General features: G+C 60.5%; 9 protein-coding genes. 7 read left to right on the forward strand and 2 right to left on the reverse strand.

Annotated features, from left to right (window positions below; all coding sequences use genetic code 11):
- Nucleotide 1: 1 nt before the first annotated feature.
- On the forward strand, nucleotides 2-553 hold the full coding sequence (locus tag JFT81_RS01860; RefSeq protein WP_201225873.1) for a PqiC family protein: 552 nt from the start codon (nucleotides 2-4) through the stop codon (nucleotides 551-553).
- On the opposite strand, the gene JFT81_RS01865 is transcribed toward JFT81_RS01860, so the two are convergent.
- Nucleotides 511-1,815, reverse strand: coding sequence for a HAMP domain-containing sensor histidine kinase (locus JFT81_RS01865; protein ID WP_201225874.1), 1,305 nt, complete (start codon nucleotides 1,813-1,815; stop codon nucleotides 511-513). The two genes, JFT81_RS01860 and JFT81_RS01865, sit on opposite strands and share 43 nt — an antisense overlap.
- 383 nt (nucleotides 1,816-2,198) lie before the next feature.
- On the opposite strand from JFT81_RS01865, the gene JFT81_RS01870 reads away from it, so the two are divergent.
- From JFT81_RS01870 to JFT81_RS01895, 6 genes are all read left to right on the forward strand, one after another.
- Nucleotides 2,199-2,810, forward strand: a complete 612-nt coding sequence (locus JFT81_RS01870; RefSeq protein ID WP_201225875.1) for a histidine phosphatase family protein — start codon at nucleotides 2,199-2,201, stop codon at nucleotides 2,808-2,810.
- A gap of 55 nt (nucleotides 2,811-2,865) precedes the next feature.
- Entirely contained in the window at nucleotides 2,866-4,581 is a 1,716-nt protein-coding gene (gene arnT / locus JFT81_RS01875) for a lipid IV(A) 4-amino-4-deoxy-L-arabinosyltransferase (RefSeq protein ID WP_201225876.1), read from the forward strand.
- Nucleotides 4,578-6,095, forward strand: coding sequence for a glycosyltransferase family 39 protein (locus tag JFT81_RS01880; protein WP_201225877.1), 1,518 nt, complete (start codon nucleotides 4,578-4,580; stop codon nucleotides 6,093-6,095). The genes arnT and JFT81_RS01880 overlap by 4 nt, the downstream gene beginning before the upstream one ends.
- A gap of 210 nt (nucleotides 6,096-6,305) precedes the next feature.
- Complete coding sequence (locus JFT81_RS01885; RefSeq protein WP_201225878.1) at nucleotides 6,306-7,319, forward strand: iron ABC transporter substrate-binding protein; 1,014 nt, start codon at nucleotides 6,306-6,308, stop codon at nucleotides 7,317-7,319.
- Nucleotides 7,320-8,918 carry an iron ABC transporter permease gene (locus tag JFT81_RS01890; protein WP_201225879.1) on the forward strand — a complete coding sequence of 533 codons (1,599 nt, stop codon included), beginning with the start codon at nucleotides 7,320-7,322 and terminating at the stop codon, nucleotides 8,916-8,918.
- Nucleotides 8,915-9,973: an ABC transporter ATP-binding protein gene (locus JFT81_RS01895; RefSeq protein WP_201225880.1), complete on the forward strand. Its 1,059-nt coding sequence runs from the start codon at nucleotides 8,915-8,917 to the stop codon at nucleotides 9,971-9,973. The genes JFT81_RS01890 and JFT81_RS01895 overlap by 4 nt, the downstream gene beginning before the upstream one ends.
- Here the strand turns inward: JFT81_RS01895 and JFT81_RS01900 are convergent, their stop codons facing one another.
- The gene (locus JFT81_RS01900; protein ID WP_201226648.1) at nucleotides 9,974-10,864 is read right to left on the reverse strand and encodes a tyrosine-type recombinase/integrase; all 891 of its coding nucleotides are present in this window, start codon (nucleotides 10,862-10,864) and stop codon (nucleotides 9,974-9,976) included.
- Nucleotides 10,865-11,016 lie beyond the last annotated feature (152 nt).

The raw sequence follows: 11,016 nt of genomic DNA on the forward strand, positions 1-11,016 counted from the left end.
CATGGCTTTACCGCTAAAGATCACCGTGCTCGCTGCGTGCATGCTGCTGGGCGCCTGCCGTAGCGACCCGATCAGCTTTCACACACTGACGCCGGTGCAACTGGGCAGCACCCGCGCTGGTGCGCAGATCCCGATTGAAGGCATCAGCGTGCCGCCGCAGGTCGACCGCCCGCAAATTGTCATCCGCCAAGGCAACAGCGGCCTGGCCATCCTGGAAACCCAATGGTGGGGCGCGAGTCTCGCCGATGAGTTGCGCAGTGCGCTGACCGATCAGCTGAGTAATACCAGCGGTCGCGGCAACGTCTCGGTGCGTATTGATGTGCAGCGCTTCGACTCGATCCCCGGCCAATACGCGCTGATCGATGCGAAATGGCGCTTGCGACCGCTGGGCGATGGCGACAACGGCCTGTTGACCTGCCGATCCACTCTGCAAACGCCATCAGGCCCGAGCATTGATGAGTTGGTCAGCGCCCAGCAGAACAACGTCAAGCGTCTGGCCGCGCTGATCAGTCAGGGCGCAGGAAACCCGCGTGTTTGCCCACCCTCCTCCTGAGCCAGCATCACGGTAAAACGACAGCCATTGGGCTCGCGGGTGGTGAGTTGCACCTGCCAGTGTTGCTGGCTGCAGATCCGCTGCACCAGCGACAGCCCCAGCCCAAGCCCCTCGCCGCGCTGTTGCTCGCCGCGCACGAAGGGCTGGAACATCGCGTGACGTTGCTCCTCCGGGATGCCGATGCCGCTGTCTTCGACCACAAAACTGTTGTCGCCCAGCGTCAGGCGTACGTAGCCGTGGTCGGTGTAATGCCAGGCGTTGCGCAACAGGTTGCCCATCACCGATTGCAATAACGTCAGGTTGTACTGCTCCGCAGCGGCGTGTTGCGCGTCATAGACAAACGTCAGACCTTTCTCGCGGATCAGCTTCCCCCAGACTTCAACCTGGGCATCGGCGACTTCTTTGAGTGTGCACGCTGACTCAATGCCCATCTCTTCAGGCTTGCGCGCCAGCATCAGAAAGGTTTCCACCAATTGGCGCATTTCATCGCTGGCACGGGCGATGCGGTTGACCTGCGCGGTCGAACGAGCCTCCAGCGAGGGATTGGCCAGGAGCAACTCGCAGGAGCTGGCCAGCACCATCAGCGGTGTGCGCAGTTCGTGGCTGACGTCGCTGGTGAAGAGTTTTTCCCGGCTCAGGGTTTGTCGCAGGCGTCCAAGTGTCTGATCGAACGACAACGCCAGTTCGCCCACTTCATCGGCGGCGTAGTCCGGGTGCAAGGGTGGCGCCAGGTCGATGAGCTGGTCGCGATGACGAACCTGTTGTGCCAGGCGAATCACTGGCGCCATCACCCGCCGCGCCAGCAGTCGGCCCAGCACCAGGGCGAGCATGATGCTCAGGATGAAACCGATGATCACCACAATGAACAGCAGGCGTTCGCGCTGCTCAAGACTTTCCTGGTCACGCAACAGCACATACTTGCGCCCCGCGATCGATTCGACCATCGCGTAGAAATCATCACCGTGAAATTTGATCTCCTGAAACCCTGTGGGCAGCGCAGCCAGTTGCGTGGTCATTGCCAACGGCCCCTGACCGCCCTCAACAAAGAACAGCTCGCTTTTTTCCGGCTGGTGGCTCCATTGGCTGACATCGTCCATCGCCAGCAATCGATGCAGGCCGCCACTGAGCGTGGTGGTGGTCAACTTGCGTTCCACAAGGTGCACGGTGGCGACAATGCCCAGTGCAAACACACCGGCGACAAAAGCGCTCATCAAGGCGAATACGATCACAATCCGTTTTGTCAGGCTGTGTTTGAGATCCATCCGGCTGGGCGACTCCACTGCTGTTGTCAGGCACACAGGCAACCATAGACCAGCGCGACGCTGGCGCAAAGGCTGCAGCTTCACCTCGACCACTGCGCGATGTTAAGTCCCGCTGGCAAACAAAAACGCCATTTGCGTTTAATTATCAAATAGCCGTTTTAGTTCGAGCATTCAAACGCTCGCATTTTTTTCACATGTTCTTCACTGCGCCCCGACGAAGCGACACGTAGTGTTCAGCCTGCATTCAAGTAGACCGTCGTAAAGTTGCTCGCTGCCTGAGCGTTACGTTGCTTTGAATGACAAGTCGAAAGTTGAAAGGGGCAACATTTGTGGCGCAATTATTTCAATTAAAAAGTTTATCCAAGTCACAACGATCGCCTCGTTTGCGCCTGCTCATTGCGCTGGCTTGCGTCGCCTTGGTGGCCATACTGGTCAGTGGTTTTGTCTGGTGGCCACGCTCGCCGACGGACCTTGATCACGCTGACCGGCGCATCACTGCCGAGTGGATGGGCGCGTGGCAGGCAGGCGAAGTGGTCGCGCTGGTACGTCATACCGAACGTTGTGATCGCTCAAGCAACACGTGCCTGGGGCCGGCTGACGGCATCACTCGGGCCGGCAGCCTGGCTGCCGCCGACGTCGGTCAGGGTTTTGTTCGGCTCGGCATGCAACAGGCGCAAATCGTCAGCAGCCCACTGACGCGTACGGCGCAAACCGCGCATTACATGTTCGGCTTTGAGGCCAGCACTCAAGACTGGCTTGCCACCTGTGGCCCGACCCTGCGCGACGAAATCATCGCGCACAAAACAGCGCAGCAGAATCTCGTGCTGGTCACTCACAGTGGTTGTATCAGCGACCTGGAAAAACAGAGCGGTTTTCCCCATGCAATTGCCGCCCAATACGGCAGCGTATTGCTGGTGCGTATTAACAGTCAGCAGCAACTTACAGTCCTGGGAATCATCAACCCCGCGTTTTGGCAAACTACACTGAATAAATAACGCTAAACAAACCCGAAGTTCGCACCAGACACTTCTTTCGCGCCAAGGTCCAGTCATGACGTCTGATAACAAACCGCTGCGCCACGCTGCCCGGCTTTTATCGCCAGCCCCGTCGATAATCGAGCGCTGGGCCATCCCGGGGCTGATTTTCGCCTTCGTGCTGTTTTATCTGTTGCCACTGATGAGCCACGGTTTGTGGATCCCCGATGAAACCCGCTATGGCCAGATCAGCCAGGAAATGCTTCTGAGCGGCAACTGGGTTGCGCCGCACTTCATGGGCATTCGCTACTTCGAAAAACCGATTGCCGGTTACTGGATGATCGCCATCGGTCAGGCGATTTTCGGCGACAACCTGTTTGGCGTGCGCATCGCTTCGGCCCTGAGTACCGGCGCCAGCGTCTGGCTGACTTACCTGATGGCGCGGCGTTTGTGGAACAGCCCGCGCATCAGTGCCGCCTGCGCCTTGCTGTACATGAGTTTCGGCCTGATCGCCGGCCAGGCGGGTTATGCCAACCTCGATCCGCAGTTCACCTTGTGGGTCAACCTCAGTCTGGTCGCGGTGTGGTTTGCCATCGACAGTCGTACACCGCGCGCACGGCTGGGCAGTTGGGCCATGTTGGGCGCGGCGTGTGGCATGGGCCTGATGACCAAAGGGTTTCTCGCGCTGTTGCTGCCGGTACTGATCGCCGTGCCCTACATGATCTGGCAGCGGCGCTTCGGCGAATTGCTGCGTTACGGCCCCGTCGCCGTACTGGTCGCGGCGCTGGTGAGCGTACCGTGGGCGCTGGCCGTGCATTATCGCGAGCCGGACTTCTGGCGGTTTTTCTTCTGGCATGAACACATTCGCCGGTTTGCCGCGGGCGACGATGCCCAGCATGCACGACCATGGTGGTTCTATCTGCCGTTGTTGTTCGCCTCGACGTTGCCGTGGGCGGTGTTGCTGCCCGCGACGCTGGTCCGCACCTGGCGCGAAAAACGTCAGCCGAAAATCGCCTTTCTGGCGCTGTGGTTTCTGCTGCCGCTGGCGTTTTTCAGCCTGAGCAGCGGCAAGTTGCCGACCTACATCATGCCGTGCCTGCTGCCGCTGGCCCTATTGATGGGGCACACCGTGGTCAGTTGGCTGGAGCAACGCAACACCCGGGTTTTACGCCTCAACGGCATCATCAACACGGTGCTGGCGAGTGTCGCGCTGGTTGCCCTTATCTATCTGCAAGCCAGCAAAGAGATCTACGAAAACACCGAGATGTTCAGCCTGTCGCTGGTGTTTATCGTGCTGATCGGCTGGATCATCGCCAACGCTCTGCAAGTCATGCGGCCACTGACGTTGTGGGCGATGCCGGCGCTCGGCATCGGTTTGTTGATCGCGTTGCTGCCGGCAGCGATGCCAGCGCAGATCGTCAACAGCAAAATGCCTGACCAGTTTATTGCCGAACATCAGCAGGCGTTGAGCGAAACCTCCTCGCTGCTGAGCAATGACCTGGGCGCTGCCTCGGCACTGGCGTGGCGCTTGAAGCGGCCACAAGTGGACTTGTACAACACCGTGGGCGAACTGAAGTACGGCCTCGACGATCCGGCGATGGCTGCACGCAAAGTCGGCATGGAGGATGTCGGGCAATGGATGACCGAAGCCCGCAAAAAAGGCTCGGTCGGTGTGCTGATGCGCGTCAACAGTACCCAGGAGGCGCAAGAGCTTGAGTTGCTGCCGGTGGACGGCAAGCACTACCAGCGTGGCAACCTGCAAATCTACATTTTTGCCAAGAGCCAGCCATGACCGCGAAGGCAAATGAGCGCAAGGCGTTATTGCTTCTGCTGGCCTCCACTGCCCTCATGCTGTTGTTCGGACTGGGCAGTCGCGAACTCTGGGGCGCAGAAACCCGCTGGGCCAACATCGCATTGCAGATGCTGCAAAGCGGCGACTATTTCGATCCTTATCTCAAGGGCGGGCCTTATTACGACAAACCCTTGCTGTCGTATTGGCTGATTACCGCCAGCGCTTGGCTGACGGGCGGTCTGGGGCCGTGGTCGCTGCGTTTGTCTTCGGTCATCGCCGCGTGGTTGAGCGTGTGGCTGGTGTATTTGCTCGGCGAGCAGCTGTTTCGCAAAGGCACCGGACTGATTGCCGGCTGGATGCTGGCGACGACCTTCTATTTCGTCTTCTGGGCACGGGTTGCGACGGCGGACGTCCTGACCGTGTGCGGCGTGCTCGCGGCCGTCTGGTGGTATTGGCGCGGGCCGGACGACACCCGGCTAGGACGCTATGTGGTGTTCTTCGGATTGTTGTCGCTGACCTCACTGTTCAAAGGCCTCATCGGTTTTATCTTGCCGGGGCTGGTGTTGCTGCCCCACCTGCTCCATGACGGCCGCTGGAAACGCCACCTCAATCTGCGCCTGTGCATGGCGCTGCTGATTGCCGGGGCGTTTTACATGCTGCCGTTCCTGCTGTCCCACCTGTATGGCGCGCCGAACTACGGGGAGAGCGGCCTGGGACTGGTGCTACGGGAAAACGTCGTGCGGTTTTTCCAGCCATTCGACAACATCGGGCCGATTTACACCTACTTGCTGTACTTGCCGATTTACACCTTGCCTTGGGCCCCGTGCTGGTTGATTGCATTGTGGGTCGCGATAAAAAACTGGCGGCAGATCGAACCGAATACCCGCTGGCTGATTCAGGGACTTGCCCTGCTGTTGATCTTCTTCACCGCCAGCGGCAGCCGTCGCAGCTATTACGTGCTGCCATTGGTGCCGTTCGCGCAATTGCTCGGCGCCTGGTGGATCACGCGACGCATGGCCCTGCGCAACGTCGAAGGGCGCGGACTGACAATCGGCTTCGCTATCGCCACCGCTGTATTGGTTGGCGTACTCGGCGTGCTGTATCCCTGGACCAACAGCGGTGGCGGCGTGATCCGCTTTGGCGAAACCGTGCGCGAACAAGCCGGCCGACAGGCACCGCTGGATCAGTGGCGCATGGTCATGGTCGAGGTCGACAACAAAGTGCCGATGTACCTGCAAACCGGCGGTGCGCCTTTCTATTACGTGGCAGAAACCGAGGACTTCCCGCGCACCGGCAACAGCGCGGCGATGATCGCCTGGCTCGAACGCACCAGCGGCCAGCCGTGGAATCCGCAGCGCACCATCATCGTCGCTCAATACCGCAAGGGTGACCCGCTGCCGCTCGACTACCTCAGCGCCGACCACCAGGTCATCACCACCACCGCCACTCGCGGCGAACAAGTCTTCCATGGCCGCGAAGACCAGAGCGTCGCCTACCTCCCCAATCCCTCCTGAAAGCATGACGCTGGATGACGCACGGCAATCGTGCGTCACCGAGTCGCTGCTAATCTGAATGGCAATGACATGTATTAACGGTTTGTTTGACGTTTTTTTCTCATTTGCTTCTCTACATTGCCGGCGGCCCAACATATGCAAATCATTCGCATTGAGGTCCGCGCGCGAATGCCTGCACATAACGTCTGAAAAATCAGGAGCGTTCTCGACATGAATCCACTGTTTCCGTCCTTTCTGAAGCGCGCGTTGCTGGCCACTGCCCTGCTCGCTGCCGGTCAGGCCTTTGCGGCCGACAGCGTTGGCCTGGTGGTCTACAACGCCCAGCACGAAAGCCTGACCAAGGCCTGGGTGGCCGGGTTTACCGAAGAAACCGGCATCCCGGTGACGATCCGCAATGGCGATGACACCGAGATGGGCAACCAACTGGTGCAGGAAGGCGCGGCATCACCGGCGGACGTGTTTCTCACCGAAAACTCACCGGCCATGGTCTTGGTCGACAACGCCAAGCTGTTTGCCCCGATCGCCCCGGCGACCCTGGAACAAGTCGATTCGGCCTACCGCCCGGCCCACGGCCAATGGGTCGGCATCGCCGCCCGCTCCACCGTGTTCGTCTACAACCCGGCCAAACTGGCTGAAAAAGACCTGCCAAAATCCTTGCTCGACCTTGCCAGACCCGAATGGAAAGGTCGCTGGGCCGCCTCCCCGGCAGGTGCTGATTTCCAGGCCATCGTCGCTGCCGTGCTGGAGCAGAAAGGCGAAGCCGCCACCCTCGACTGGCTCAAAGCAATGAAGACCAACGCCACCGTGTATCGCGGCAACAGCGCGGTGCTCAAAGCGGTGAGCGCCGGGCAGATCGACAGCGGCGTGATCTACCACTATTACAGCTTCGTCGATCAGTCCAAGACCGGCGAAAACAGTAACAACACCAAACTGCACTACTTCAAGCATCAGGACCCGGGCGCGTTTGTCAGCACCTCGGGCGCCGGCGTGCTGGCCTCCAGCAAACACCCGCAGGAAGCGCAGGCACTCGTCAAATACATCACCGGTAAAGAAGGCCAGGAGATACTCCACAGCGGCACGTCCTTTGAGTACGCCGTCGGCAAGGACGCGCAGTCCAATCCGCAACTGGTGCCCCTCAAAGACCTCGATGCGCCGAAAGTCGATGCGTCAAAACTCGACAGCAAAAAAGCCGTCGAGCTGATGACCCAGGCCGGAATCCTGTAAGTGCTCCCGGAAAACTTGCCGGCGCAAGTTGCTGCGGCCTCATCCGCCCACCTGCCCCGCAGCGCCCGCACCCTCACAGGGCGCGGGCGCTCGTGGGTGGTGGCGTTGGCGATCAGCGTTTCACTGTTGTCGCTGCTGCCGATCGCGTTTGTGATCGGTGTGTCGTGGGCCACCGGCTGGGCAACCATCGAAGCCTTGGTATTTCGCCCGCGGGTCGCGGAGTTACTGATCAACACCGTGCTGTTGGTGCTGTTCACCCTGCCCCTGTGCATCGTACTCGGCACTACACTGGCCTGGTTGACCGAACGCACCAACCTGCCCGGCCGGCGCTGGTGGTCATTACTGGCCGTGGCGCCGCTGGCGGTGCCGGCGTTCGTCCACAGTTATGCATGGGTCAGTCTGATTCCCTCGATTCACGGTTTGCCGGCCGGTGTGCTGGTGTCGGTGATCGCCTATTTTCCGTTTCTCTATCTGCCGATTGCGGCGACCTTGCGGCGTCTCGATCCGGCCATCGAGGATGTCGCCGAATCCCTTGGCCTGAAGCCCTGGGCGGTGTTTTTCCGGGTGGTGTTGCCACAGTTGCGCCTGGCCATCTGTGGCGGTGCGCTGCTGGTGGGGTTACATCTGTTGGCCGAATACGGCCTCTACGCGATGATTCGCTTCGACACCTTCACCACGGCGATTTTCGATCAGTTCAAATCGACCTTCAACGGCCCGGCCGCGAACATGCTCGCCGGCGTATTAGCGTTATGTTGTCTGGCGATGCTCACCGTCGAGTCCGCCGCCCGTGGCAAGGCACGGTATGCCCGCGTCGGCTCTGGCAGCGCTCGCGAACAACGCACCGTGCTGTTAGGCAAAGGCACCGTCGCCCTCGGCCTGAGCCTGCAAACCCTGACCTGTCTACTGGCCCTCGGCGTGCCGTTGCTGACGCTCGGCCGCTGGCTGATCGCTGGTGGCCTCGACGTCTGGGAAGGTGGCGAGCTCCTGCCTGCGTTGCTGCAAACCCTGTCGTTCGGCGTGGCTGGCGCGGTGTTGACCAGCCTGGCGGCAATTCCGATTGCGTGGCTGTCGATTCGTGCGCCGGGTAAATTGCAGCGCCTGCTGGAAGGCTGCAACTACATCACCAGTTCATTGCCGGGGATTGTCGTGGCGCTGGCATTGGTGACCGTGACCATCCACTACGCCCGGCCGATCTACCAGACGACCATCACCGTGCTGTTGGCTTATTTGCTGATGTTCCTGCCGCGCGCGCTGGTCAGCCTGCGCGCCGGTTTCGCCCAGGCACCGGTCGAACTGGAGAACATCGCGCAAAGCCTCGGCCGCTCGCCGCTGCGCGCGTTGTGGCTGATCACTTTGCGTTTGGCCGCACCGGGGGCTGCTGCGGGTGCAGCGCTGGTGTTTCTGGCGATCACCAATGAATTGACCGCGACCTTGCTGCTCGCCCCCAACGGTACGCGCACCCTCGCTACCGGCTTCTGGGCCATGACCAGCGAAATCGACTACGCCGCCGCCGCGCCTTATGCGCTGCTGATGGTTCTGCTGTCGCTGCCGCTGACGGCCATCCTCTATCACCAATCCAGGCGCACCGCTGGCCGATGAACGCACTCGAACTGATTTCTCTGAGCAAATCCTTTGGCGCACAGAAAGCGCTGGATAACATCTGCCTGACCGTCCCGACCGGCAGCCGCACGGTCATCGTCGGCCCCTCTGGCTCCGGCAAAACCACGCTGTTGCGGATGATCGCCGGTTTCGAATTCCCCGATGCCGGCAGCCTGACCCTCAACGGTCAGGTGCTAGTCGACAACAGTCACGCGGTGCCCGCCTATCAGCGGCAAATCGGCTACGTGCCGCAGGACGGCGCACTGTTTCCGCACATGACCGTTGCCGCCAATATCGGCTTCGGGCTGGCACTGACGGGCGCAGCGCGGAACGAGCGCATTGCGCAGTTGATGGACAGCGTTGCGCTGGACGCCAACATGGCGGGTCGCTGGCCGCATGAACTTTCCGGCGGCCAGCAGCAGCGGGTTGCGCTCGCCCGGGCATTGGCTCAGCAGCCACGATTGATGCTGCTCGATGAACCGTTTTCCGCGCTCGACACCGGCCTGCGCAGCGCCATGCGCAAAATGGTCGCACGGCTGCTCGAAGGCGCTGGCGTGACCACCATTCTGGTGACCCACGATCAGGGCGAGGCGTTGTCGTTTGCCGACCAACTGGCGGTCATGCGTGCCGGGCGGCTGGTGCAATCGGGGCATCCGATGGACCTCTATCGCTACCCGGACGACGAACAGACCGCGCACTTCCTCGGTGAAGCCGTGGTGATGCCTGCCCGCATCGAATCCGGCGTGGCTCACTGTGACCTCGGCCCGGTGCCGGTGAACAGCAACGGTTTTATCGGCGATGCGCAGATCATGCTGCGCCCCGAGCAACTGCAAGTGTCCGACGCAGTGATCGGCACCCAAGGCTGTCACGCCGTGGTCACTGAGCGCGACTTCGCCGGCAACACCTGCACACTGACGGTCGAACTGTGCTCAGCCACCCAGCAGCGCTCAGGCCGTTCGCTGCTGGTGCGCAGCTCCGGCATGCACGCGCCATCGGCCGGCAGCGCGGTGCAGCTATCGGTGCTCGGCGCCGCCCATGTATTGGATATGCCCTGATCAGAGATCGAAACGATCCACCGCACGCCGCCGCTCGTTGTCGTCACGCACATCGTAGTTGGCAGTGGTCTGGATATTGCTGTGGTGTGCCAGCTTCTGCGCGATCGACAGATCGTGCTCTTCGATGACCCGCGTGATGAACGAACGACGGAAGTCGTGGGGCATGATCTTCACCCCGACCTGTGTACCGCGCTGGCGAGCGATGTAGTAGATCGCGTGCTTGGTGATGCGCTCACGGGTGATATGGCTGCCGCGACGAATGCGGTTGAACAGAAACCCATCGTCACTCTCGCCTTCCTTGAGCTGCGAACGACGCAGTTCCAGCCAGGCATCGAGTTTGGCGAAGGCCCAGGCGGGCGCGTACTTGATCAGTTGCTTGTTGCCCTTGCCAGTGACGGTCAGGCTGCGTTCGCGGAAGTCGACCTGATCCAGATCCAGGTCCACTGACTCCGACTTGCGCATCCCGGTGCCATACAGCAGCGCAATCACCGCAGCGTCGCGCAGCCCTTGCGGTCGCGGGTCAGCGGCGCAGACTTCCATCAGCTCGTGAATCAGCGTGCGCTTCAGATTGCGTCCTTGCGACAGGCGTGTCCCGGCAATGCCTTTCACCGAGCGCATCTTCAACAGGTGATCCTGACTGATCAGGCTCATGCGCCAGGCTTCGTTCATGACCCCGCGTACCGCATTGACATACAGCGAAGACGTATTCGGCGCGTAATTGTCTTCGCGTAAAGCGGCGACCAAGGCGACAACATCTTCAGGTTGTAATGCATGCCAGGGAATGTCCTCGACATTCATGTCTTCAAAACCGAGGCGGTCGGCAGCGTCTTGCAAGACATAACGCATGGTCAACTGACTGGAAGGCGCCAGGCGCGCCAGATACAGCGTCATCGGATTGGTTTTGCGGGTTTCCTGCGGGACAGCGGACAAGTCAATCAAACGTAAAGGCCTTGAGTAAAAACAATTCAATACACTAACTAACAACTGCAACATTCCCCGTCTACAGGGAATACTTCTGTAGGACTTTTCTACTAAGAATGACG

Source organism: Pseudomonas sp. TH43, from assembly GCF_016650635.1.
In the GTDB taxonomy this organism is placed as follows: domain Bacteria; phylum Pseudomonadota; class Gammaproteobacteria; order Pseudomonadales; family Pseudomonadaceae; genus Aquipseudomonas.

Excerpts from the sequence above, each read along its gene's own strand:
- JFT81_RS01860 (WP_201225873.1), top strand. The coding sequence starts at position 2 with ATGGCTTTACCGCTAAAGATCACCGTGCTCGCTGCGTGCATGCTGCTG.
- JFT81_RS01865 (WP_201225874.1), bottom strand. The coding sequence starts at position 1,815 with ATGGATCTCAAACACAGCCTGACAAAACGGATTGTGATCGTATTCGCC.
- arnT (WP_201225876.1), top strand. The coding sequence starts at position 2,866 with ATGACGTCTGATAACAAACCGCTGCGCCACGCTGCCCGGCTTTTATCG.
- JFT81_RS01880 (WP_201225877.1), top strand. The coding sequence starts at position 4,578 with ATGACCGCGAAGGCAAATGAGCGCAAGGCGTTATTGCTTCTGCTGGCC.
- JFT81_RS01885 (WP_201225878.1), top strand. The coding sequence starts at position 6,306 with ATGAATCCACTGTTTCCGTCCTTTCTGAAGCGCGCGTTGCTGGCCACT.
- JFT81_RS01895 (WP_201225880.1), top strand. The coding sequence starts at position 8,915 with ATGAACGCACTCGAACTGATTTCTCTGAGCAAATCCTTTGGCGCACAG.
- JFT81_RS01900 (WP_201226648.1), bottom strand. The coding sequence starts at position 10,864 with ATGACGCTGTATCTGGCGCGCCTGGCGCCTTCCAGTCAGTTGACCATG.